At 69.5% G+C, this 22,816-nt stretch carries 19 protein-coding genes and 2 pseudogenes; 12 read left to right on the top strand and 9 right to left on the bottom strand.

Annotated features, from left to right (window positions below):
- The first annotated feature begins 18 nt into the window (after nt 1-18).
- Nucleotides 19-2,376 (top strand): hypothetical protein, encoded by a 2,358-nt coding sequence (locus ACZ3HQ_RS14730; protein ID WP_467510827.1) that lies wholly within the window; start codon nt 19-21, stop codon nt 2,374-2,376.
- Nucleotides 2,377-2,405: 29 nt separating this feature from the next.
- Nucleotides 2,406-3,092, top strand: a complete 687-nt coding sequence (locus ACZ3HQ_RS14725; protein WP_467510825.1) for a hypothetical protein — start codon at nt 2,406-2,408, stop codon at nt 3,090-3,092.
- Nucleotides 3,093-3,097: 5 nt separating this feature from the next.
- Here ACZ3HQ_RS14725 and uvrB read toward each other — a convergent pair whose 3' ends face one another.
- Together uvrB and ACZ3HQ_RS14715 are read right to left on the bottom strand one after the other, a co-directional pair.
- Nucleotides 3,098-5,020: an excinuclease ABC subunit UvrB gene (gene uvrB, locus ACZ3HQ_RS14720; protein WP_467510823.1), complete on the bottom strand. Its 1,923-nt coding sequence runs from the start codon at nt 5,018-5,020 to the stop codon at nt 3,098-3,100.
- A gap of 154 nt (nt 5,021-5,174) precedes the next feature.
- Nucleotides 5,175-5,294 (bottom strand): annotated as a pseudogene (locus ACZ3HQ_RS14715) (TetR family transcriptional regulator); the annotation flags it as partial.
- Between the two features lie 2 nt (nt 5,295-5,296).
- Here ACZ3HQ_RS14715 and ACZ3HQ_RS14710 point away from each other — a divergent pair.
- From ACZ3HQ_RS14710 to ACZ3HQ_RS14695, 4 genes and pseudogenes are all read left to right on the top strand, one after another.
- Nucleotides 5,297-5,644: pseudogene (locus tag ACZ3HQ_RS14710) on the top strand (anthrone oxygenase family protein); the annotation flags it as partial.
- 93 nt (nt 5,645-5,737) lie between these two features.
- Nucleotides 5,738-5,950, top strand: a complete 213-nt coding sequence (locus ACZ3HQ_RS14705; protein ID WP_467510821.1) for a hypervirulence associated TUDOR domain-containing protein — start codon at nt 5,738-5,740, stop codon at nt 5,948-5,950.
- Nucleotides 5,947-6,231, top strand: a complete 285-nt coding sequence (locus ACZ3HQ_RS14700) for an MGMT family protein (protein ID WP_467510819.1) — start codon at nt 5,947-5,949, stop codon at nt 6,229-6,231. The genes ACZ3HQ_RS14705 and ACZ3HQ_RS14700 overlap by 4 nt, the downstream gene beginning before the upstream one ends.
- Nucleotides 6,232-6,280: 49 nt before the next feature.
- Nucleotides 6,281-7,315 (top strand): tetratricopeptide repeat protein, encoded by a 1,035-nt coding sequence (locus ACZ3HQ_RS14695; protein ID WP_467510817.1) that lies wholly within the window; start codon nt 6,281-6,283, stop codon nt 7,313-7,315.
- A 51-nt stretch (nt 7,316-7,366) separates the two neighbouring features.
- Here the strand turns inward: ACZ3HQ_RS14695 and ACZ3HQ_RS14690 are convergent, their stop codons facing one another.
- Nucleotides 7,367-7,924 carry a PadR family transcriptional regulator gene (locus tag ACZ3HQ_RS14690; protein WP_467510815.1) on the bottom strand — a complete coding sequence of 186 codons (558 nt, stop codon included), beginning with the start codon at nt 7,922-7,924 and terminating at the stop codon, nt 7,367-7,369.
- A gap of 55 nt (nt 7,925-7,979) precedes the next feature.
- On the opposite strand from ACZ3HQ_RS14690, the gene ACZ3HQ_RS14685 reads away from it, so the two are divergent.
- Nucleotides 7,980-8,372, top strand: a complete 393-nt coding sequence (locus tag ACZ3HQ_RS14685) for a nuclear transport factor 2 family protein (RefSeq protein WP_467510813.1) — start codon at nt 7,980-7,982, stop codon at nt 8,370-8,372.
- 10 nt (nt 8,373-8,382) lie between these two features.
- Here ACZ3HQ_RS14685 and ACZ3HQ_RS14680 read toward each other — a convergent pair whose 3' ends face one another.
- Both ACZ3HQ_RS14680 and ACZ3HQ_RS14675 read right to left on the bottom strand, forming a co-directional pair.
- The gene (locus ACZ3HQ_RS14680) at nt 8,383-9,078 is read right to left on the bottom strand and encodes a type 1 glutamine amidotransferase domain-containing protein (RefSeq protein WP_467510811.1); all 696 of its coding nucleotides are present in this window, start codon (nt 9,076-9,078) and stop codon (nt 8,383-8,385) included.
- 111 nt (nt 9,079-9,189) lie between these two features.
- On the bottom strand, nt 9,190-10,143 hold the full coding sequence (locus ACZ3HQ_RS14675) for a GlxA family transcriptional regulator (RefSeq protein WP_467510809.1): 954 nt from the start codon (nt 10,141-10,143) through the stop codon (nt 9,190-9,192).
- Nucleotides 10,144-10,230: 87 nt separating this feature from the next.
- Here ACZ3HQ_RS14675 and ACZ3HQ_RS14670 point away from each other — a divergent pair, with 87 nt between their 5' ends.
- Entirely contained in the window at nt 10,231-11,166 is a 936-nt protein-coding gene (locus tag ACZ3HQ_RS14670) for an NADP-dependent oxidoreductase (RefSeq protein ID WP_467511076.1), read from the top strand.
- A gap of 72 nt (nt 11,167-11,238) precedes the next feature.
- On the opposite strand, the gene ACZ3HQ_RS14665 is transcribed toward ACZ3HQ_RS14670, so the two are convergent.
- Together ACZ3HQ_RS14665 and ACZ3HQ_RS14660 are read right to left on the bottom strand one after the other, a co-directional pair.
- Complete coding sequence (locus tag ACZ3HQ_RS14665) at nt 11,239-11,487, bottom strand: DUF397 domain-containing protein (RefSeq protein WP_467510807.1); 249 nt, start codon at nt 11,485-11,487, stop codon at nt 11,239-11,241.
- Nucleotides 11,484-12,356, bottom strand: a complete 873-nt coding sequence (locus ACZ3HQ_RS14660) for a helix-turn-helix domain-containing protein (RefSeq protein ID WP_467510805.1) — start codon at nt 12,354-12,356, stop codon at nt 11,484-11,486. Before ACZ3HQ_RS14660 ends, ACZ3HQ_RS14665 begins: the two co-directional genes overlap by 4 nt.
- A gap of 148 nt (nt 12,357-12,504) precedes the next feature.
- Here ACZ3HQ_RS14660 and ACZ3HQ_RS14655 point away from each other — a divergent pair, with 148 nt between their 5' ends.
- The 3 genes from ACZ3HQ_RS14655 (at nt 12,505) to ACZ3HQ_RS14645 (ending at nt 19,740) form a co-directional block, all read left to right on the top strand.
- On the top strand, nt 12,505-12,984 hold the full coding sequence (locus tag ACZ3HQ_RS14655; protein WP_467510803.1) for an ATP-binding protein: 480 nt from the start codon (nt 12,505-12,507) through the stop codon (nt 12,982-12,984).
- Nucleotides 12,985-13,182: 198 nt separating this feature from the next.
- Nucleotides 13,183-19,353 carry a DNRLRE domain-containing protein gene (locus ACZ3HQ_RS14650; protein WP_467510801.1) on the top strand — a complete coding sequence of 2,057 codons (6,171 nt, stop codon included), beginning with the start codon at nt 13,183-13,185 and terminating at the stop codon, nt 19,351-19,353.
- Between the two features lie 72 nt (nt 19,354-19,425).
- Entirely contained in the window at nt 19,426-19,740 is a 315-nt protein-coding gene (locus ACZ3HQ_RS14645) for a hypothetical protein (protein ID WP_467510799.1), read from the top strand.
- A gap of 96 nt (nt 19,741-19,836) precedes the next feature.
- On the opposite strand, the gene ACZ3HQ_RS14640 is transcribed toward ACZ3HQ_RS14645, so the two are convergent.
- Together ACZ3HQ_RS14640 and ACZ3HQ_RS14635 are read right to left on the bottom strand one after the other, a co-directional pair.
- Complete coding sequence (locus ACZ3HQ_RS14640) at nt 19,837-21,072, bottom strand: cytochrome P450 family protein (RefSeq protein ID WP_467510798.1); 1,236 nt, start codon at nt 21,070-21,072, stop codon at nt 19,837-19,839.
- A gap of 71 nt (nt 21,073-21,143) precedes the next feature.
- Nucleotides 21,144-21,845: an SDR family NAD(P)-dependent oxidoreductase gene (locus ACZ3HQ_RS14635; protein ID WP_467510796.1), complete on the bottom strand. Its 702-nt coding sequence runs from the start codon at nt 21,843-21,845 to the stop codon at nt 21,144-21,146.
- Nucleotides 21,846-21,947: 102 nt separating this feature from the next.
- Between ACZ3HQ_RS14635 and ACZ3HQ_RS14630 the strand changes: the two genes are divergently transcribed.
- Nucleotides 21,948-22,787 (top strand): helix-turn-helix transcriptional regulator, encoded by an 840-nt coding sequence (locus ACZ3HQ_RS14630; protein ID WP_467510794.1) that lies wholly within the window; start codon nt 21,948-21,950, stop codon nt 22,785-22,787.
- Nucleotides 22,788-22,816: the final 29 nt, after the last annotated feature.

The following is a 22,816-nucleotide window of genomic DNA, read 5'->3' as shown; positions in this document are numbered from 1 at the left end:
CTCGGGGGAGCGCGCTACATGCTGAAGTACGAGGACATCGTCGACGCCCCGCTGGGGAAGCTCAAGGCAGCCGTTGACGACTGGTCGGAGATGGCCGGGAAGCTGGACAAGCTCGCCGCCGACGCCGCCGACGGGATGAAGGCGAAGGCGGACAAGGCCGACTGGCAGGGCGTCAACGCGGGTGTCACCAAGGCGTTCATCGGCAAGACCGTCAAGGAGTTCGAGGACGCCGCAGCGGAGGCCAAGGGTGTGAAGCTGGTCCTCGAAGACGGTTACACGGCCATCAAGCAGGCCCATGACGACCTGGTCGGCATCCGGGATCACGAGGGACCCGCGGCCGGCATCCGCGTGGACGACAAGGGCAAGGTCACGGCGCGGAAGCCGTTGTCCGAACAGCACATGGCGCGGCACGATCCCGACTACATCGACCTCATCGCGCAGGAGAGGAAGAACATCGAGTCGTGGCAGAAGAAGATCGACCTCATCGTCGACAACTGCAACGACACCGACGTCGCCCTCAAGAACGCCCTCGAGGCCAACGTCACCGACCGCAAGGACTTCAGCGCCCCCACGTACACCAAGCTGGACCAGGAGGAGGCCGCCCGCGCCGCCGCTCTGGCCGCCAAGGGCCGGGAGCTGACGCACGCCGAACTCCAGCAGCTCAACGAGCTGTTGAAGGACAACAGTTCGTCCAAGGAGTTCGCCAAGGACTTCTACAACCAGCTCGGCCCCGAGAAGTCGCTCGCGTTCTTCGGCCAGCTCTCCACCGACACGTACGAGTACAGCAAGGTCGACCCGGAGCGCCTCAAGGACGTCCAGGAGCTCCAGAGGAACCTCGGCCTCAACCTGGCCACCGCCTCCCACGACAAGGACTTCACCGACAAGTGGGGTCCGGAACTACGTAAGTTGGGCACCGAGCGCATCCCGCTGGCCAAGCACGACTACGGCGGCCCGTTCGGCTACCAGCTCCTCGGCGGAATCATGCGGAACGGGGACTACGACGCCAAGTTCCTCAACCCCATCGCCGAGCACGTGGCTCAACTGCATGCCAAGGACCCGTTCATGTTCGCCGAGAACAAGCAGGTGAGCGGCTGGTTGAAGAACCCGTTCAACCCCTCCGGTGTGAACGGAGCCGGTTACGACCCGGCCACCGCCATGCTGGAGGCGCTCGGCAACAGCCCTGACGCGGCGAAGCACTTCTTCGCCGACCCTCCGACCGCGTACAACGAGGACGGCACGGTCAACCACGGTGCCACGGCCGACCTCGGGAAGGACAAGGACGGCGAGGCGATCGACAACTACCTCGACTTCTTCGGCAACGAGAAGTGGGAGTCCTTCCCCGACGTCAACTCGCTGGACCCCAAGGAGCACGAGGCGTCACTCGACCAGATGCCCGACGCTCTCGGCCACGCCCTGGAGGCGGCGACCCTCGGCTACCCGGCCGGGCACCCCGACGCGCACGTGGTGCGGGACGCGGACAACGCCGCGATCATGCAGAAGGTCATGGAGAAGTACGCCTCCGACCCCGAGCTGCTCAAGAAGCATCACGAGGCGATGGCCGACAGCCTGGGCGTCATGGGCGCCGGCTACATCGACGACATCAACTGGGCGCTGGACAAGAACGATCCGGACAGCGTGTTCGCGCCGGGCAAGAATCCGGACGGGCACGTCAGCTTCTCGGACACGGTGGACGGGAACGGGCGGAGTGTCGTACGGGGCTTCCTCAGCACGCTGGGTCAGCATCCGGACGCGTACGCGACGGTCTCGGCGGCGGAGCAGGTCTACACCCGCAGCGCGCTGGAAGGGGCGGTGGGCCCGGACGGAAAGATCACCGACGAGGTCGCCGCACAGGCCAGGGCGACCGTGCGCACCGGCGCCGAGGTACAGGGCATGCTCGACCAGTCGCGGGCCGATCAGGTCGAGGCGACCAACCTCAAAACCCACGAGGACTACGAGAAGGCGGTCGCCAAGCGGGCGGGCTGGGTCGAGTTCGGGGCCACGGCGGGTATCGCGGCGGGCGTCGCCTTCCTCCCCGCGACCGCTGCGGTAGGGGCCGCGGCGGTGCTGATTCCCTTGGCGACGGACACGGCGAGCGGGGCCGCGGAACAGTTTATCGGCCAAGTGATCGGCGACGTCGCCGACAGCTCGGTGGATGAGCACAAGGAGAAGTTGGAGGACCTCACCGCGCAGGAGAGGATCAAGATCTACACCGCCGGCGAGAGCATGGTCGAATCCCCCGCGCAGGATTTTCTGACACTCCACGGGGTGGGCAAGAACGACCAGTTCAGGGAAGACCTGCTCGAGTCGATGCTGATCGGCTACGGGGTCGGCAACGACCGGGAGAACCAGCAGGGCAACGACCCGGAGACCGGCTGATGCCGGTGGGCGGCCGAGGACACGTGAGGATGCGAACAGTGTTCAATTGCAGGTCGGTACGCGGGGGACTGCTTGCCGCGACCGTAGCCGGTTCATTGCTTCTCGGAGCCACGGCTTGTGGTGGCGACGAGGACAAGAACGGTCTTCCGAAGGGATACAAGGTAGTCGCGGGGACCCAATTGTGCGGTGGCCAGGCCATTTCGGCCGATGCGTCCAAAGCGCTGAAGGTGATCACGGGGTCATCGCGCTTCGAGGCATCCGCGAAGGAGTACACCGTCGCGCATGCCGCGACGAACCTTGTCGAGGTGTTCCCGACCGTCACCGGCAGAGAGGACGCCTGCCGAATCTTCCTGCCCCTCGGCACGCGGAACTTTCAGCTCAGAATCACTTGGAGCCTGGAGGACCATGCGCCGACGGGTGAACCCGCCTCGAAGTTCACCATGATGAAGATGGGCGAGCGGACCGTGGCGGCGACGGAGAAGGCGTATGTCTTCTTCGCGTGCCGGAGCCCCCGGCTGCTCGACTCGACCAGTGTCGCCCAAATCGCCCTCGCCGTTGAGTACTGGGGTATGCCGAGGGACCCCCAGGACAACGTAGAGGGACTGAAGAGGGCCTACGCCACCGTTGCCCACTCCTTCTCCCTCGCCATGGCCAAAGAACTCCGCTGCGACAAGAACGGCGGCCTCCCCCCGAAGCCCGTGCTGGACCCCGCGTAACCGGCCTACGCCGCCATCTTCCGGTTGTACGACGTGCCGGTCGTCGGGTGCTGGGACTCCGGGTACTGGGCGGACACCGTCTGCCGGATCTTCTTGCGCAGCGCGGTCGGGCGGATGCCGTGGGTCTCGTTGTGGGCCGCCTGGAGGGTGCGGCGGCGGTTGGTCTCGTCAATGGCGCGGGCCATCGAGGGGGTCAGGCGGTTCGCGTACATGTGCACCTCGCCGCTGACGTTGCGCGCCGCGCGGCCGATCATCTGGATCAGTGCCGTGTCGTTGCGGAAGATCCCGTCCTGGTCGGCGTCGAGGATCGCGACCAGCGAGACCTCCGGCAGGTCGAGTCCCTCGCGCAGGAGGTTGATGCCGACCAGCACGTCGTACTCGCCGCGGCGCAGGTCGGCGAGGAGTTCGACGCGGCGCAGGGTGGTCACGCCGGAGTGCAGGTACCGGACGCGGACGCCCTGCGCGTCGAGGTAGTCGGTCAGCTCCTCCGACATCCGCTTGGTCAGCGTCGTCACGAGGGTCCGCTCGCCCCGGGCGGACCGCTCGCGGATCTCCGCGAGCAGGTCCTCCATCTGGCCGGCGGTCGGCTTGACCGTCACCTGCGGGTCGAGCAGCCCGGTCGGCCGGATGATCTGCTCGACGACCGCGCCCCGCGCGGCGGTCAGCTCGAACCGGCCCGGCGTCGCGGACAGGTAGACCCGCTGCGGGCAGCGCGCGGCGAACTCCGACCACGTCAGCGGACGGTTGTCCATCGCGGATGGCAGCCGGAAACCGTGCTCGACCAGGGTGCTCTTGCGCGCGGCGTCGCCGTGGCTCATGCCGGAGAGCTGGGGCACCGTGACGTGCGACTCGTCGATGACGACCAGCATGTCCTCGGGGAAGTAGTCCAGCAGCGTGGACGGCGGCGCGCCGGGTGCCCGGCCGTCCAGGTGCCGGGAGTAGTTCTCCATCCCGGAGGCCACCTGGGTGTGCCGGATCAGCTCGATGTCGTACTCCGTCCGCGTCCGCAGACGGTCGGCCTCCAGCAGCTTGCCGGCCCGGCTCAGCTCCGCGACGCGCTCCGCCAGCTCGGCCTGGATGGAGTCGGCCGCCGCGCGCATCCGCTCGGGGCCCGCGAAGTAGTGGGTGGCCGGGAAGACGCGGGTGCGGTCGATGACCTCGCGCACCTCGCCGGTCTCCGGGTCGACGACGGTCAGCCGCTCGACCGTGTCGCCGAACATCTCCACCCGGAGCATCGTGTTCTCGTACGCGGGGTGGATGTCGATGGTGTCGCCGCGCACGCGGAACCGGCCCGCGGCGGGCTCGCCGTCCGTGCGGGTGTACTGGATGTCGACCAGGGCCGCGAGCAGTTCCTCGCGGTCGACGGTGTCGCCCACCGCCAACTGGAACGAGCGGTCGAGGTAGGACTGGGGCGTGCCGAGGCCGTAGATGCACGACACGGACGCCACGACGATCACGTCACGGCGGCTGAGGAGCGACCAGGTCGCCGAGTGCCGCAGCCGGTCGACCTCCTTGTTGGAGACCGACTCCTTGGCGAAGTAGGTGTCCGTGCTCGGGGCGTACGACTCGGGGCGGTAGTGGTCGTAGAAGGAGACGAAGTACTCCACCGCGTTGTGCGGGAACAGCTCGCGCAGCTCGTTGGCGAGCTGGCCGGCGAGGGTCTTGTTCGGCGCGAGTACGAGGGTCGGGCGCTGGAGCTTCTCGATCAGCCAGGCGGTCGTCGCGGACTTGCCGGTGCCCGTGGCGCCCAGCAGGACCACGTCGCTCTCCCCGGCGCGGAGGTGCTTCTCCAGCCCGGCGATCGCCTGCGGCTGGTCCCCGGACGGGGTGTGCGGGGAGACCACCTGGAACGGCCGGCCGCCCCGGATCACCTGGTCGGCGGTGTGCTCGGCGAGGGTGATGCGCGGGTTCTCGGACGGGAATGCCATGGGGTTCGCTCCTGAACTCGAAGTAACCGCTCAGAAGCGGACAAAAGCTACTTAGACTCCGTCCAGTTTGCGTGTAGCGACCAATATTGTCAATGTCTAATAGCTTTGCGATCGACTTGTGTGATAAGGCGCCCGTGTCACGGCACGGCCAGCGGGCTGCGGCCATCTCGGCGGCGCCCTCCAGGGCCACCGCGCCGATGATCTCTCGCTTGCCCCGGAAGTGGCTGTAGAGGACCGGCTGGCTGTACTCGATGCGCTCGGCCGGCCGGCGTGTGGCTCCCCGGCGACAATGGGCTGCGCGGCCGCATCCACGGTGCACGGATGCTCGGCGGCGTGATGCCGTTCTGGTACATCGGCTCGCTCGTCCTCGGCGTGGTGTGGGCCGTCGCCGGACGGCACCACCAGGGCGCCGGCCTCGTCGTCATCGCTGCCGGACTGCTCATGCTGAGCGTGATCATGTCGATCGTGCTGCTCGTCCCGATCAACAACCGGACCAAGGTGTGGGTCACCGAGAGCCTGCCCGAGGACTGGAAGGAGCAGATGGGCCGCTGGGACCGCTTCCACTACGTCCGCGTCGGCATCCTCATCGGTGCCTTCGCCCTGCTGGCCACCGCGCTCGCCTGACCTGCGGTTCTTCCCGTCGACTCTCGCTCGCCCACCGTACGGCCGACAATGGAGAGTCACCCACGACCCACGACCCACGACCAAGGAGCTGGGATGTCGGAGCAATTCGGTGTCGGCGACCACGTCCGGTGGAACTCGGAAGCGGGGCATGTGCAGGGCGTCATCATCAAGAAGCACACGCACGACGTGGACTACAAGGGCTACACCCACCACGCCAGCGAGAGCGACCCGCAGTACGAGATCAAGAGCGACAAGACGGATCACGTCGCCATGCACAAGGGGCGCGCGCTGACGAAGATCCCGTGAACACCGTCGACGCGGTCCGCGAGGTCGTCGCCACGATCCCGGCCGGCCGAGTCGTCTCGTACGGCGACATCGGCCGGCGGATCGGGGTGGGGCCCCGGCAGGTAGGGCGGGTGATGGGCCTGCTCGGGGACGGGGTGCCGTGGTGGCGCGTGGTCCACGCCGACGGCACGCCCGCCACCTGTCACGAGGGACGGGCGCCGGAGTTGCTGCGGGACGAAGGGGTGCCGATGGCGGGCGCGCGGGTGGACATGGGGCGTGCCCGGCATCGATGGGCGGGCTGAGGGCGGGGTGGCGGCGAGCGCCCGTACGGTGGTTCGAGAAGATGTCCCCATGACAGAAAACAACCTGGCCGCCGAGGCCGCGCAGCGCCTCGTGGCCGGGGACCGTGCCGCCGCCCTCTCCCTCTATCTGCGGGCCTGGAACCGTCCGGACGACGAGGTGGCGGAGAAGATCTTCGACCTCGTCTCCGACTGGGGTGACATCGATGCCGCGCTGAAGACCGTCGAGGCCGAGGCGCAGGGCGGCAACCCGGCGGCCTACGAGGCTCTCGCCGAACTGCTGGTCGAACTGGAGCGTCCCAAGGAGGCGTTGACGGCACTCCGGTCCGCGGCGGACCGGGGCCGGGACGTCACCCTGATGATCGCCTCCGTCCTCGCCGACGAACTGGGGGACCGTCAGCAGGCCGAGGAGTACTACCGGCAGGCGCTCGTCGACGACAACCCCCGCGCCCTCAACGACTACGGTGCCTTCCTCAGCGAGGACGACGAACGGCTGGACGAGGCGGTCGACTTGCTCCGCCGGGCCATCGAGCGCGGCGACACCATGGCGTCCGGCAACCTCGGCCGGCTCCTCGCGGACGAGGAGAAGTACGAAGAGGCGCTGCCCTGGCTGCGGCAGGCCCTGGACGCCGGGCACCGTTCCGTACTGGCCGTACTCGGCGAGACCGAACACGCCCTGGGCGACCTGGAGTCGGCCCGCACCCACCTCCGCGAGGCCCTGGCCGAGGACATCACCGGTGCCCACTTCGCCTACGCCCTCCACCTGGCCGACACCGGCGCGCCCGAGGAGGCCGTACGCCACTACGAGGCGGCCGCCAAGGAGGACGGCGAGACCAACGCGTACCTCAACCTCGCCCTGCTCCACGAGGAGTTGGAGCAGTGGGCCCGGGCCGACCAGCACTACCGCGCGGCGCTTGCCCACCAGGACGAGACCGCGTACGTCTACTACGCGCAGTTCCTCGCCGATCAGAACCGGGGGGACGAGATCGGCGCGTTGCTGAAGTCGGCGGAGCAACTCGATCTGGACGAAGACGACTTGGCTGAGCTGAGGACGCTCGCCGAGGAGAGCCGCGCCGGCAGGTCCTGACCCGTGGCGTATCTGCCGGGGCCCTGCAATGGGCCTCGGCAGGACGGGAGTTCACGAAGAGCGCGCCGCCAGCACCCGCAGCGCCAGCTCGCCCCACCGCAGGTTCTCCTCCTCGAAGGCGATGCCCCGCAGGAGCGTGAGGTACGGGCCCACACGGTCCGCCTCCGTCAGGAACTCCTCCTCCGTGCGGCCGGCCAGCAGCCGTTCGCGCAGGCGCTCGTAGCGCGCCAGCTTGTCGCGGGACCAGGTCATGTGGGTGGTGATGTCGGCCTGGACGGGGGCGAGTTCGCCGATGTCGGCGCACTGGACCTTGACGAGGAGGCCGTCGCGGACGGCGGTGGGGCGGGTGATCGGGTCGGCGAGGTGGGCGCGGAGGGTGTCGTGGCCGGCCTCGGTGAGGGAGAAGAGGCGTTTGTCGGGGCGGCGTTCCTGGCGGACCACGCGCGCGGTGATGAGACCCTCGCGCTCCATCCGGTCCAGCTCGCGGTAGAGCTGCTGGGGCGTAGCCGTCCAGAAGTTGGCCACCGAGGCGTTGAAGCCCTTGGCCAGGTCGTAGCCGGATGCCTCGCCCTCCAGGAGGGTGGCCATCACCGCATTGCGCAGGGTCACGTTCTCACCCTACTCTCCAACACACCTATTCAACTTGTTGAGTAAGGAGCACCCAGTGCATCCCTTCCGTGCCGCCGTGGAGAACCGCGACGCCGACGCCATCGAGGCCCTCCTCGCGGAGGACGTCGTCTTCACCAGCCCTGTCGCCTTCAAGCCGTACGCGGGCAAGCCGATCACCGCCGCGATCCTGCGCGGCGTGCTGCGGGTGTTCGAGGACTTCCGGTACGTGAAGGAGATCGCCGACCCGGACGGGCGCGACCACGCCTTCGTGTTCACGGCCACCGTCGGCGGCCGGGAGATCCAGGGCTGCGACTTCCTGCACTTCGACGAGGAGGGGCGGATCGACGACTTCACCGTCATGGTCCGCCCCCTCTCGGCGGCTCAGGCGCTGTCCGAGGCGATGGGCGCGCAGTTCGAGCGCATCAGCCGGGAGGCGGCCGGCGCCTGAGCGGACCCCGTCAGCCCAGCCGCTTCAGGACCTCCTCGGCCAGCGGCGCGGAGGACGCCGGGTTCTGCCCCGTGAGCAGGTTCCGGTCGACCACGACCTTCGGCGCCCAGGGCTCGCCCACCTGGACGTTCACGCCCTCCTCGCCGAGCCGCGTCTCCAGCAGCCACTTGGCCTTATCGGCGAAGCCGGCCTGCGCCTCCTCGGTGTTGGAGAACGCGGTGACCTGGTAGCCCGCGAACGCGTTGGTGCCGTCCGGCCGGGTCGCGGCGAGGAGCGCGGCCGGGGCGTGGCAGACGACGGCGAGCGGCTTGCCGGAGTCGAGGGCCTCGACCAGCAGCCGGCCGGAGGCGGCGTCCACGGCGAGGTCCTCCATCGGGCCGTGGCCGCCGGGGTAGAAGACGGCGTCGTAGCCGTCGAGGTCCACGTCCTCCAGCTTGACCGGGTGCTTGAACTCGGGCGCGGCCTCCAGCGCGGCGGCGATCCGGTCGGCGCCCTCCTGGCCGCCGTTGACCTCCGGCGCGAGGCTGCCCTGGTCGACGGTGGGCACGACCCCGCCCGGCGTGGCCACGACCACCTCGTCACCGGCCTTCTTGAACGCCTCGTACGGCGCGACGGCCTCCTCGGCCCAGAAGCCGGTCGGGTGCTGGGTGCCGTCGGCCAGCGTCCAGTGGTCGGCGCCGGTCACCACGAAAAGGATCTTCGACATGAGGTCTCTCCAAGCACTCTGAGGTCCGGGGAACAGCGGCTCCCCACTCGACCGTAGACGGGTGCCCGCAGCGGCACCAATGAAGCTCCAGGCTGCTCTGAGCTGCGGCGTCTACTCCACCCCGGCTCCCCGGAACGTCCGCCGGTATGCCAGCGGGGTCACCCCGATCGCCGCGTGCAGATGCTCGCGAAGCGAGGTGCCGGTGGCGAAGCCGACCTGTGCCGCGAGGTCGTCCACGGCGAGGTCGGTGGTCTCCAGCAGGTGCCGGGCGCGGGCGACGCGCTGCTGGATGAGCCAGCGCCCCGGACTCGTGCCGACCTCCTCGTTGAACCGCCGCGCGAAGGTGCGCAGGCTCATCCGGGCGTGCCCGGCCAGCTCGGCCAGCGACAGCGGCTCGTGCAGGCGCTCCAGCGCCCACTGGCGGGTGGCCGAGGTGCCGTTGGCCGGCTCCTCGGGCACCGGGTGCTGGATGTACTGCGCCTGCCCGCCGTCCCGCCACGGCGGTACGACGCACGCGCGGGCCACGTCGTTGGCCACGGCCGCGCCGTGGTCCTGGCGTACGACGTGCAGGCACACATCGACCCCGGAGGCCGCGCCCGCCGAGGTCAGGAGGTCGCCGTCGTCCACGAAGAGCACGTCCGGATTGAGGTCCACCGCCGGGTACCAGGCGCGGAAGGTGTCCGCGAGCGCCCAGTGGGTGGTGGCGCGGCGGCCGTCGAGCCGCCCGGCGGCGGCCAGGACGAAGGCGCCGGTGCAGATGGAGACGATGCGGGTGCCGGGCGGTACGGCGGCGAGCGCCGCCTCCAGTTTCGGGGGCAGCCCGCGCTGGACCAGGGAGATGTCGAACGGTGGCAGGACGACGGTGTCCGCCGTCGCCAGCACCTCGGGACCGTGCCCGACGGCGACCGAGAAGTCGGCGTTGGTGGCGACGGGCCCGCCGTCGGCCGAGCAGGTCAGCACCTCGTAGCGGCCCCAGGCCGTGCCGAAGACGCGATTGGGGATGCCCAGCTCGAAGGGGTAGACCCCGTCCAGGGCGAGGACGACGACGCGGTGCGGAGCGGTCATGGCACGATCCCGTTGAAAGATGGCATTCATGCCATGGTACGCCGGCCCCGCCCCGGCGAACCTGGACGTATGACGAACCACGCCACCATGCGCGCCATCAGCCAGGACGAGTACGGCACCCCCGACGTGCTCCACGAGACCGAGCTGCCCCGCCCGAAGCCGGGCCCGAGCGAGATCCTGGTCGCCGTCCGCGCCGCCGGACTCAACCCGACCGACTGGAAGCACCGCACCGGGGGCCTGTTCCTCGACCGGCTCCCGCTCGTCCTCGGCTGGGACGTCTCCGGCGTCGTCGAGGAGGTCGGCTACGGCGTGACCCTCTTCAAGCCCGGCGACGAGGTCTTCGGCATGCTGCCCTACCCGTACGGCGTCGGCGCCCACGCGGAGTACGTGACCGGCCCGGCCCGCGCCTTCACCCACAAGCCGGACTCCCTCGACCACGTCCAGGCGGGCGCGCTGCCGCTGGCCGCGCTGACGGCGTACCAGGCGCTGGTGGACACGGCGCAAGTCCGTCCCGGACAGCGGGTGTTGGTGCACGCCGCGGCGGGCGGCGTCGGCCATCTCGCGGTGCAGATCGCCAAGTCCCTGGGTGCGTACGTCATCGGGACGGCGAGTGAGCCCAAGCATGAGTTCCTGCGGTCGCTCGGGGCGGACGAGGTGATCGACTACCGGTCCGTGGACTTCCGGGACGCGGTGGGTGACGTCGACGTGGTGCTCGACACCATCTCCGGTGAGACGCGGGTGCGTTCACTGGAGGTGCTGCGGCCCGGAGGCGTGCTGGTGTCGCTCCTGCCGGGCACCGATCCGGAGGAACCGGCCAAGGCCGAGGCTCGGGGAGTCCGGGTGGAGACGTTGCTCGTGGAGGCGGATCAGGCGGGCATGCAGGCGGTTGCCGGGCTGGCGGCTTCGGGGGCGCTGCGGGCGCACATCGACGGGGTGTTCCCGCTCGCGGAGGCGGCCAAGGCGCATGCGGTGGGGGAGACGGGACGGGTCACCGGGAAGCTGGTGCTGACGGTCGGGTCCTGAGGGGACGCGGGTGAGCCCTGCCGCTCCGCTCGTGCTCGGGGGGAGGGGCAGGGCTCTTCGCGCGTACAGATGTCAGATGTACCGCTCGGCGGTGAGGAAGTTGGCCCATGCGGTGGGGGTGAGGCGGAGGGTGGGGCCGGAGGAGGCTTTGCTGTCGCGGACGTGGACGGTGTTGGGGCAGGTGGCGATCTCTACGCATTGGCCACCTTCAGCTCCGCTGTAGCTGCTCTTGAACCAGGAGAGGGAGACCTCTACGCAGTCGCCGCCCTGAGTGCCGCTGTAGCTGCTCTTGAACCAGGTGAGGGGCTCGGTGGTGTTCATAGCTCTCCCAGCAACTTCTCGATCAACTCCAGCGACTTTCGCGGGTTGAGAGCCTGCGCACGGATGATCCCATAGCGTGCGGCGGCGAGGCTCACCTGCTCGGGATCGGTCTCCAACGCGCTGGTCACCTGCGCTTCCATGTAGAGGAAACGCTTGCTGTCCTTACGGGTGACGACGGTGAAGGCACCGTCCACTCCAGCGTTGTCGTCGCACACGGTCGGCATCACTTGGATCTCGACGTTGCGCCGCTGGCCCATCAGGAGCAAGTGTTCCAACTGGCCTCGCAGCACGCCCTTTCCGCCATATTGATGCCGCAGAACCGACTCGTCCATCACGAAGCTGAGCAATGGCGTCGGACGCCGGTCGAAAATGTCCTGCCGGGCAAGGCGTGCGGCCACGCGCTGCTCGATGATCTCGTCGTCTAGCGGCGGACGCCACATGGCGAGGAGTGCCCGCATGTACTCCTCGGTCTGGAGCAATCCCTTGACGACGAGGGTGTCGTAGGCGAGCAGTTCCAGGGCCTGCTTCTCCAACTGGGCCATGCCCTGGAAGAAGACGGGGTACTGCGCCTTCTCGACCTCCTCCTTCCAGACCGTCAACAGCCCGCCCGCATTCAGCACTTCCTCGGCCCGGTCGATCGCGCGAGGCGGAGGAATGCGACGCCCCTGCTCGAAGGAGGCGATGGTGGCGGCCGAGTAACCGAGCCGCCTGCCAAGCTCCTCACGGTCCATGCCGGCCCGTAGCCGCAGGGTCTTCATGGTCTGTCCGAACGCGGCGACCACGCCCTGCGCGGACTTGTCCGCTGTACGGGGCCCGCTGTCGTCGGGCCCTTCGCCGCCGTACTTGGGGTTGGTCTCGTTGTCAGTCATCACACCACCGCCTCCCCGGATCAACGCCCGTAGCGGGGGCGCCGTCACGCCGTGCTGCTCGTACCGGCGTCGGCACCGCGCGTACAACGGGGTCGCGTCAGTGCGTCACCGCTGGTCACGCTACGCCACCGGGAGGACCGTGGTGCCCATGATGAGCAACCTCGGTGGTCCCACGGACCAGTTGGTGACCGAATTCGCCATGCGCTTCACGTCCACCCCACGCGGCGCCCGCCTTGCCCGTCGCCTCGTCGGGGTCCGGTTGCAGGAGTGGGGCATCCCGTACGGCACCGACGCCCACGACGACATCGTCCTGATCACAGCCGAGTTGGCCGCGAACGCGGTACGGCACGGGCATGTGGCGGGGCGCGACTTCCACCTCCGGCTGTCCCTGCTGGGGCGTACGGCCCGTATCGAGGTCTCCGATACGCGGGGCGAGCGGGTGCCGCCCCGGCCTGGGGAGTTGGGGGAGCCGGGGCTGTCGGACGGTGGGCGGGGGCTGCTGCTGGTGTCCCGGCTGGCCGCGTCCTGGGACTGGCATGTGCGGGGGGAGGGGCCGGGGAAGGTGGTGTGGGCGGAGTGCGCAACTGCCCCTACCACGACCGCATCACCGCTCACCGCATCGCGCTGACCTGCGGTGTCGTGAAATCCGTCTCTTTATGTTCAATGAACATTCACCCTATGATCACAAGTTGACGGAGCATAAGGTTCCGTCAAGTGAACAACTAGGGTGGAAATGAGACACAAGGGGACGAGTATCCCTGTCTCCGGGGGGCGGGCGACACCTTCGCGCGCTGTACTGAGACGTGCGACTCTGGCGGTGGCCACCGTGCTGCTGACAGAGGCGGCGTTGGTCTCGCTGGGCTCGGGAGTGCCGTTCGCGGCCGCGTCCGACGCGGCGGCGGCGGACTCCCGGCCGGCCAACGCCAAGTCCGGTCCGGCGTCCGCGGATTCCGTGGAAGCGGCCATGCTGATGGCGCGGCTCCAGGACCGGCAGATCGAGGTGAGGTCCGAGCGGACGGCCGCTTCGACCACGTACGCACTGCCGACGGGGGAGCTGCGGACCACGGCCTATCCCGGACCGGTGCGCCAGAAGGTGGGCGGTGTCTGGCAGGACATCGACACCACGCTCGCCGACACCGGCCCGGCGCTGGAGCCGGCGGTAGCGGCGGCCGACATCAGCGTCTCGGACGGTGGTGACTCGGCGCTGGCGACCGTGTCCAAGGGGGACAAGTCCTTCGGTCTCGGCTGGGACGCGAAGCTCCCCACCCCGAAGGTGAAGGACGACACCGCCTCGTACGACCTGGGCGACGGGCAGAAGCTCACCGTCACGGCGCTGTCCCAGGGCTTCAGCCAGAACGTGGTCCTCGACACCGCGCCGGAGAAGGCGCCGGAGTACCGGATACCCGTCAAGCTCGACGGCCTCAAGCTGTCCCAGGCGGAGTCCGGGCACCTGCTGCTGAAGGACTCCACCGGCAAGCTGGTGGCGGAGGCGCCGGCACCGATGATGTGGGACGCGTCCAAGGATGCTGCATCCGGTGAGTCGAAGCACCTGGCCCGGGTCGACACCCGGATCGAGACGTCCGACGACGGCACGCAGACCCTGGTGCTGACTCCGGACGCCGGCTACTTCAAGCAGGACCTGACCTATCCGGTCGTCGTCGACCCCACCTCGACGCTCGCTGTGACCACCGACACCTGGGTGGCCACCAACTACAACGACTCCCAGGTCTCCTCGGCCGAGCTGAAGTCGGGCACGTACGACGCGGGCACCACCAAGGCCCGCTCCTACCTGCAGTTCGATGTGTCCGCCTTCAAGGGCAAGCGCATCATGGACACCAACCTGGCGCTGTACTCGTACTACTCCTCGTCCTGCTCCACTTCGGGGGCGGGCACGGAGGTGCGCCGGATCACCTCGTCCTGGTCGTCGTCCGGCATCACCTGGGCCGCCCAGCCCTCCACCACGGCCACCGGCGCCGTGGTGAACAAGGCGGCCCTCGGATACGACAGCTCGTGCCCGGCGGGCACGATGAACTTCGACATCGACGCGATCACGCAGGCCTGGGCGGACGGTTCGCCCAACTACGGTCTGCGCATCGCGGGCGCGTCGGAGACGGACTCCCTGACCTGGCGCCGCTTCCGCTCGGCCAACTACACCTCCGGCGACGGCTCGATGGAGCCGCACCTGACGGTCACGTACAACTCGTACCCGAACACGCCGAGTTCGCCGACCATCGCGCCTTCACAGGTCAACGCGTACAACGGCAACCGGTACGTCACCTCGCTCACGCCGACGCTGTCGGCGAAGGTGGCCGATCCGGACGGCTCCAGCACCAAGGGCCAGTTCGAGATCACCCCGGACCCGGCCGTCGACGACACCACGTACTCCTACACCGGCTACGGCAAGACGGTCGCCTCCGGCGCCACCTCGTCCATGACCGTCCCCTCGGGCAACGCGTTCCCGGTGGGCAAGCACCTGCGCTACCGGGTGCGCGCCAATGACGGCCTGGACTTCGGTCCCTGGTCCGGCTACACGGCCTTCGTGCTGAACACCGGATTGCCGAACGCACCGGCCATCTCCTGCGACCCGTACCAGCAGGACGGCTGGACCGCCAAGGCCGATGGCGCCGTGTCCTGCACCCTGAACACCGACTCCACGGACGGGGCCGGCTACTACTGGGGTCTCGACAACGCCTCGGTGCCGAACAAGAAGCTCGACACCACCAATGGCTCCGGCGGCGACGCGCTCGCCGTGTCGATCACTCCCGCCGACGGTTGGCACACGCTGTACGCCAAGACCGTCGACTCCGGAGGAAACGTTTCTCCTACTGCGACCGCCTACAGCTTCGGCGTCGGTGCGGACGGTGCCGCCGTCATCTCCCCCAGGGAGGGCGACACCACGGCACGACGGCTGACCCTGGCCGCCCGGGGCAAGTCCACCTACACGGGTGTGACCTGGCAGTACCGGCGCGGCGAGACCGACGACTGGCACACGGTCCCGGTCGGTGACGTCACCGCGTCGGGCAGCGCGGTCTCCGCCTGGCCCGTCCCGGTCACCGGCGGCGTCGCGACCAAGCTGGTCTGGAACACGGTCGATTCGCTCGCAGAGGACGGTGTGGTCGAGCTGCGTGCCGCGTTCACGGACGGCAGCAGCACGGGCAACTCCCAGAGTGTCGAGACCACGTTGGACCGGGACGCCGGCGACGCGCCGGTGGGGGCCGTCGGCCCTGGTTCGGTCAACCTGCTGACCGGCGACTACACGCTGTCCAGCAACGACGTGAAGGTCTTCGACGCCACCGTCTCCCGGACGTTCTCCTCGCGGATGAACTCCTCGGAGCAGGAGGGCCTCGCCTCCGTCTTCGGGCCCGGCTGGACCTCCTCGATCACGGCCACCACCAGTGGTGCCGAGTACACGCAGCTCCGCAAGACCTCGGCCACCTCGCTGGAGATCCTCTCCGCCGACGGCTCGTCGGCCGCCTTCACCGCGGCCGCCGGAGGCACCTGGAAGCCGGAGATCGGCGCCGAGTCGATGACGCTCACCGGCTCGTTCGACCAGAAGTTCACCTTGCGTGACGACGAGGCGAACGTCACCGTTTTCGCCCGTGCCTCCGCTGCCACGCCCAACTGGACCGTGGTGACGAGCGCTTCGGCCGTCGACGACTCCGCGGTGGTCACCGCTTCCGAGGCGGTCACGGTCGACGGGAAGACGCTGACGCGTCCGAAGTACGTGATCTCCCCCAACGAGGCGGTCTCGTCGGACACCTGCCAGGCCGACCCGTCCACCAAGGGATGCCGCGTCCTGGAGTTCGTCTACGCGACCGCGACCACCGCGACCGCGTCCACCCCGGGCGACTACAAGCAGCAGGTGTCCTCGCTCAGGCTGTGGGCGACCGACCCCGACGCGGACCACGCGACTCAGGAGACGGTCTCCCGCTACACCTACGACACGACCGGGAAACTGGTCGAGGTCTGGGACCCGCGCATCTCTCCCGCGCTGAAGGACAAGTACACCTACGACTCCGACGGCCGGGTGCGCACCCTCAGCGACGCCGGACAGCTCCCGTGGACTTTCACCTACGGCAAGGCCGGCTCGGCCACGACAGCGGGTGAGGGGATGCTGCTGAACGCCTCCAGGCCCACGCTGGCCGAGGGGTCCACCTCGCAGGTCTCCGGCAACGCGGTCACCTCCCTCGTGTACGACGTGCCCCTCTCGGGCAGCGCCGCACCCAACACGATGGACGCCGCCACCGTCGCCACCTGGGGCCAGGACGAGGCACCCACCGACGCCACGGCGGTCTTCTCGCCCGCCTACGTCCCCGCCTCGAACAACGGAGCCGACCTGGCCAAGGACGTCTACGGTCAGGCGACGATCACCTACATCAACGCGGACGGCGAGGAGAGCAACACGGCGGAGTCCGGAGCCGGCCTCACCACCACCGAGTACGACGACTTCGGCAACACCGTCGGCTCGCTGACCGCGTCCAACCGTGACCTGGCCCTCGGCCGGACCGCGAACGCCGACGACACCCTGCGTGAACTGGGCGTCGGTGACCTCTCCACCGCCGAACGCGCCTACCGCCTCTCCAGCGTCTCGGTGTTCAGCCAGGACGGGCAGCGCCTGACGGACACCTACGGTCCGGTGCGCGTCGTCACCCTGACCCGCGACCTGGACGGGACGCTGCACGCGGGAGACGCGGTGCCCGCCCGCCCCCACACCGCCTACCGCTACGACGAGGGGCGTCCCTCGGACGCGTCCCTGCGGGACCTGGTGACCTCCACCGCCTCCGGCGCGTCCCTGGACGGCTACACCGCCGACGCGGACGTGCTCGTCTCGAAGACCACCTACGACTGGTCCACCGGGGAGGAGACCTCGTCCACCGAGGACGCCGACGGCACGGCCATCACCACGCGCTCCACCTTCGATGACGGCGGCAAGCTGCTGAGCACGAGCCTGCCCGACTCGTCCGCCACCGACGCCGGCACCCTCAAGTACACCTACTACGACGGCACCGGCTCAGGCGAGTGCCACGGCCGCCCGGAGTGGGCCGGCCTGCTGTGCCGCACCGACCCCGCCGCCGCGATCACCGGCGGAGGCAGCAACCCCGACAAGCTGGCCAGCACGGTCTACACCTACAACCGGTGGGGCGGTGAGGTCAGTCAGACGCAGACGATCAATTCGGTGTCCAGGACGCTCACCCTCACCTACGACCCGGCGGGACGGACGCTCAAGAGCGTCATGACCGGTGGTCTGGGTACCGCGGTTCCGGCCCTCACCACCACGTACGACCCGGCCGGCGGCCAGGTCGCGACCAAGTCGACCACCGCCGGCACCATGCGGTACAGCTACGACGCCCTGGGACGCCTGGTCTCCTACGAGGACGGAGCCGGTAACACCACGACCACCTCGTACGACTCCCTCGACCGGGTCACCAAGGTCTCCGACTCGGCGCCCTCCACCACCACCTACACCTACGACACCCGGAGCCAGGTCAAGAACCTCACCGATTCCGTGGCGGGCACCTTCACGGCGACCTATGACACGGACGGGAACCTCACCACCGAGACACTGCCCGGCGGGTACACCCTCGGTCTCACTGTCGACACGACGGGGAGGCAGGTCCGCAGGGAGTACACCGACTCCACCGGGACTTCGGTCCTCGCCGACAGCGCGCAGTTCACCGTGCACGGCCGCCAGGTCGGCGACGTCCAGACGGACGGCACGACGACCGAGCGCAGCTACACCTACGACGGCGTCGGACGCCTCACTCGCGCCGCCGACCGCACGGACAGCGGTTGCGCGACCCGTGACTACACCTTCGACACCCACAGCAACCGCACGGCGCTGTCCAGCGCTTCGGACGACTGCGACAGCTCGACCGATGACGCCGTGACCCAGAAGGTGACCCACACCTATGACTCGGCGGACCGGCTGACCGACGCGGGCTACGTCTACGACGCCTTCGGCCGGACCCTGAACGACGGCGCGACGCAGCTCTCCTACTTCGCCAACGGCCTGGTCCGCAGCGAGACCAAGGGCGACCGTCGCAACATCTGGGATCTCGACGCGGCAGGACGGCTCGCCCGTTCCACCGCCCAGAGCCAGGATGCGAACTCCGCCTGGACCACTACCGGCACCGTGGTCAGCCACTACGCCGACGGCTCCGACGGCCCGGCCTGGACCACCGACGGGTCGGCAGTCAGCCGGAACGTGGAGGACATCACCGGAGACCTGAGCGCCGTCACCCCGGCGACCGGCCAGCCCGTCCTCCAGCTCACCAACCTCCACGGTGACGTGGCGGTCGAGCTGCCGCTGAGCGGTTCCCAGCCGACGGTCCACCACTACGACGAGTACGGCAACCGCACCAACAGCGCGCCGAAGGCGCGGTACGGCTGGCTCGGCGGCGCACAGGTGGCCGACGACACCGAGAGCGGCTACGTCCGCCTGGGTGTGCGCCTCTACGACCCGCGAGGCGGCAGGTTCCTCCAGCAGGACCCCGAGTACGGCGGCGGGGCCAACGCCTACGCCTACTGCAGCGGCGACCCGGTCGACTGCCAGGACGTCGACGGTTTCTCCGACTACTACCTGTACTACAAGCTGGGGAAGACCTCGGCGAGCGACAAGAGCGTCTTCAAGTACTGGAAGAACCACTTCAAGTCGATCTTCCCCATCCCCGGTCGCCCCGCCAAGATCACCAAGAAGGGGCAGGAGTTCACCCTCTGGCCCAAGATCCACGGGGTCAGCATGTACTTCCCCCTCAAGGTGAACAGCATCGGCAAGAGCTATCTCCAGTTCGGTGCCCGGTTCGGACACCCTGACTGGCCGGGCGGCTGGATCGGATTCGACATCTACAAGAAGAAGGGCACGATGAAGCTGGAGGTCCGCGGCCATCTCGGCGGGGCTGCCTCGATCGCAGGATCGAGCTTCAGCAAGGGACAGGCGAAGCCCTACTGGGACAAGCTCGGCAAGAACCTGAAGAACACCGTCAAGAATCACTTCTGACCTTCGTCAGAGGCCAGATGGTCGGAGCTGCTCCGCTGTGCGGGGCAGCTCCGTGCTGGATCGGAGAAGAATATGCTCAAAACCGTGGTGCGGTTCTACGTCCTGGCGGTTGTCGTACTCGGACTCGTGAACGCGGCCGGACTTCTCGACCGTGACGTCATGTTCCCGCTCTGCCTCGTCGTGACCCTGCCGTCGTCCGTCGTCACGGCACCGCTGCTCTACTACCTGGTCGTGCCGGGGCTCGTCTTCGCCGGAGTGCCGTCGGCCGTGGCGCAGTTCCTGGTGGACTTCGGCTATGTGGCGCTCGGCGGCCTGCTCAACGTGCTGCTGCTCCGAGCGATCGTGGCGGTGGTCAGGAAGCGTCCCCGGGCCCGCACCGGACAGTGAGCGCGGGCGGCGGCGACGCCTCGGGTCGCCGCCGCCCACCGCAGCGTCGCTGGGCGGTGCCACTCCCAGCGGCCGATCGGCTCCGGGCCCGTCGGCTCAGCTCCCGCTCCCCTCCAGCCGCACCGGCACCTCCCGGTGCCCGTTACTGATCAGCGACGCCACCGGCTGCAACTCCTGCACCGGCACCGCGAGTTCCATCCGGGGGAACCGTTCGAACAGCTCCCGCAGTGCCGTCCCCACCTCCAGCCGGGCCAGCGGAGCGCCCAGGCAGAAGTGGACGCCGTGGCCGAAGGCCAGGTGGTCCTTCACGGGGCGGGTGGCGTCGAAGGTGTCGGTGGACTCGCCGTGCCAGGACGGGTGGCGGTTGGCGGCCGCGTAGGAGGCGAGGATCGGCTCGCCCGCCCGGATGCGGCGGCCGTCCGGGAGGGGGATCTCGCGGACCGCGTAGCGGAGGGGGAGGTGTTTCACCGCCGGCTCGTGGCGGAGGGTCTCCTCGACCACGTCGGCCCAGCTCGCGCGGCCCTCGCGGACATGGGCGAGCTGGGCGGGCCCGGTCAGGAGGGTGATGATCGCCTGGTCGATGACGTTCACCGTCGTCTCGTAGCCGGCGCTGATCACCAGGAGGAGGGTGTCGCGCAGCTCCTCGTGGGTCAGGGCGTCGCCGGCGCCCTCCTCGTCGCGGGCCATGATGAGGGCGGAGGTCAGGTCGTCGGCCGGGGTCACCCGCTTCGCCTCGATCAGCGCGTCCAGCCACTTGTACAGCGCCCTCGTGTTCTGCGTCGCCTGCTCCACGGTCAGCGTGGTGTCGAACACGCCGTCCACGGCCGCGCGGAACTCCGGCGTGTGCACCTCCGGTACGCCCATCAGCCTGCTGATCACCGTGATGGGCAGCGGGTAGGCGAAGTGCTCGCGCAGGTCCACGGGTTCACCGGGAGGACGGGCCGCCAGATCGTCCAGCAGGTCCGTCACGATCGACTCGATCACCGGCTGGAGCGCGGCGATCCGGCGGGCGCTGAACGCCGGTGCGACCATGCGGCGCAGCCTGCGGTGGTCGCCGCCGTACGCCGTGAACATGTTGGTCACCGCCACCCACAGCGCCAGCGGCCAGGTCGGTGCCGTCTCGGCGAAGGCCGGCCAGTGGGCGCGGGGGTCCTTCGAGACGTCCGGGCTGGTCAGCAGGGCTTTCAGCAGGGCCGGGTCGCTCACCGACCAGGCCGTGACCCCGAGGATGTCGACCTGCGTGGCCGGGCCCCGGGCGTGCAGCGCCCGGTGCTCGGCGTGGTGATCGGCGCCGGTGGGATCGAGGACCAGGGGCGGCGGCTGCTCGGGCACGAAAGCTCCTTGGTGACGGGAGAACGGCGTGTTCAACGGTAGGAGCGGCCCGTCCGGTTGACCAGGCCGCCTCACCAGGGCAGCACCCCCGCCCCCTCCTGGAACGTCCCGCTCACCTCCCGCTCGCACGCCAGCCGCACGATCACCTCCGCCCCCTCCGCCACGCTCTGCGTCCCCGTGTTGTGGTTCAGGTCCGTCGCCGTGAAGCCCGGGTCCGCCGCGTTGATCCGCAGGTTCGGGAACGCCTTCGCGTACTGCACGGTCAGCATGTTCAGCGCGGCCTTGGAGGCGGGGTAGGACAGGTCCGGGTAGAAGTGCTCCGGCGCGGCCGGGTCGGCGAGGGCGCGGGTGAGGGCGAGCCCGCTGCTGACGTTGACCACGACCGGGGCGGGGGAGCGGAGGAGGAGGGGGAGGAATGCCTGGAGGACGCGTACGGGCCCGAAGACGTTCGTCTCGAAGACCTCCCGTACGTCGTCCGCCGTGACCGCCGCCGGGTCGACGAAGCCGCCGTCCGGGCGGCGCGGCTCGATGCCCGCGTTGTTGACCAGGACGTCCAGGCCGCCCGCCGCCTCCAGCGTGCGGACCGCCGCGAGCACGGACGCGTCGTCGGTCACGTCGAGCTGGACGAACGTCGCGCCCAGCTCCTTCGCCGCCCGCCTGCCCCGCTCCTCGTCGCGGGCGCCGATGTACACGGTGTGGCCCTCGGCCAGCAGGCGGCGGGCGGTCTCGAAGCCGAGGCCCTTGTTCGCTCCGGTGATCAGTGTGTTCGTCATGGTTCCAGCCTCCGCCGGACGCGCGCGGGCAGCCAGAGGACCGGTTTTCCTGGGACTGGCGGTACCAGGCGGGCCCGCGCCCCGCGCGGCACACTGGACCGTATGGCGAGCGCGGAACTCGGGACGGCGATCCACCGCTGGCGGGACCGGCTCCCGCCCGGCGAGGCGGGGCTGCCCCAGGGCGGCCGCAGACGGGCCTCGGGGCTGCGGCGGGAGGAACTGGCCCAGCTCGCCGGGATCTCCGTCGACTATGTGACCCGGCTGGAGCAGGGCCGCGCCACCAACCCCTCCTCCCAGGTCGTGGAGGCGCTCACCCGGGCGCTGCGCCTGTCGGCGGCCGAGCGCGACCATCTGTACCGGCTCGCCGGACTCGCCCCGCCCGCCCCGACGGCCGTGCCTACCTTCATCCCGCCCAGCGTCCACCGGCTCCTGGACCGCCTCGGCCGCACCCCGGTCGCCGTCTACGACGCCACCTGGACCCTGCTCACCGCCAACCCGCCCTACGCGGCCCTCATGGGCGACTCCACCCGCTGGAAGGGCCGCCAACTCAACGGCGTCTGGCGGCATTTCGCCGGACCCGGCTCCGGCGTACGGCACACCCCCGAGTCGCTGGCCGCCTTCGAGTCCGCCCTCGTCGCCGACCTGCGCACGGCCGCCGGACGCTACCCCGACGACCGTGCCCTCGCCGGCCTGATCACCGAACTGCGTGCCCACAGCGCCCGGTTCGCGGAACTGTGGGACAGCGGCACCGTCGGCGTCCATGACGCGGCGCGCAAGACCATCGACCACCCGGTGGTCGGCCCGCTGACCCTCGACTGCGACATCCTGTCGGTCGCGGGCAGCGATCTGCGCGTCATGGTCTACACCGCCGAACCCGGCACCGAGGACGCCGAACGCCTCGCCCTGCTCATGGTGCTGGGGACACAGGAGGTGGCTGTCTGAGCCCTCCTGGGTACCCGTAACCGCATCCC

Source organism: Streptomyces sp. NPDC018263 (assembly GCF_055562575.1).
This window is presented reverse-complemented; position numbering and strand designations above follow the sequence as displayed.

Excerpts from the sequence above, each read along its gene's own strand:
- ACZ3HQ_RS14705 (WP_467510821.1), top strand. The coding sequence starts at position 5,738 with ATGTCGGAGCAATTCGGTGTCGGCGACCACGTCCGGTGGAACTCGGAA.
- ACZ3HQ_RS14725 (WP_467510825.1), top strand. The coding sequence starts at position 2,406 with ATGCGAACAGTGTTCAATTGCAGGTCGGTACGCGGGGGACTGCTTGCC.
- ACZ3HQ_RS14645 (WP_467510799.1), top strand. The coding sequence starts at position 19,426 with ATGCTCAAAACCGTGGTGCGGTTCTACGTCCTGGCGGTTGTCGTACTC.
- ACZ3HQ_RS14730 (WP_467510827.1), top strand. The coding sequence starts at position 19 with ATGCTGAAGTACGAGGACATCGTCGACGCCCCGCTGGGGAAGCTCAAG.
- ACZ3HQ_RS14630 (WP_467510794.1), top strand. The coding sequence starts at position 21,948 with ATGGCGAGCGCGGAACTCGGGACGGCGATCCACCGCTGGCGGGACCGG.
- ACZ3HQ_RS14655 (WP_467510803.1), top strand. The coding sequence starts at position 12,505 with ATGATGAGCAACCTCGGTGGTCCCACGGACCAGTTGGTGACCGAATTC.
- uvrB (WP_467510823.1), bottom strand. The coding sequence starts at position 5,020 with ATGGCATTCCCGTCCGAGAACCCGCGCATCACCCTCGCCGAGCACACC.
- ACZ3HQ_RS14695 (WP_467510817.1), top strand. The coding sequence starts at position 6,281 with ATGACAGAAAACAACCTGGCCGCCGAGGCCGCGCAGCGCCTCGTGGCC.
- ACZ3HQ_RS14665 (WP_467510807.1), bottom strand. The coding sequence starts at position 11,487 with ATGAACACCACCGAGCCCCTCACCTGGTTCAAGAGCAGCTACAGCGGC.
- ACZ3HQ_RS14660 (WP_467510805.1), bottom strand. The coding sequence starts at position 12,356 with ATGACTGACAACGAGACCAACCCCAAGTACGGCGGCGAAGGGCCCGAC.
- ACZ3HQ_RS14675 (WP_467510809.1), bottom strand. The coding sequence starts at position 10,143 with ATGACCGCTCCGCACCGCGTCGTCGTCCTCGCCCTGGACGGGGTCTAC.
- ACZ3HQ_RS14635 (WP_467510796.1), bottom strand. The coding sequence starts at position 21,845 with ATGACGAACACACTGATCACCGGAGCGAACAAGGGCCTCGGCTTCGAG.
- ACZ3HQ_RS14670 (WP_467511076.1), top strand. The coding sequence starts at position 10,231 with ATGCGCGCCATCAGCCAGGACGAGTACGGCACCCCCGACGTGCTCCAC.
- ACZ3HQ_RS14680 (WP_467510811.1), bottom strand. The coding sequence starts at position 9,078 with ATGTCGAAGATCCTTTTCGTGGTGACCGGCGCCGACCACTGGACGCTG.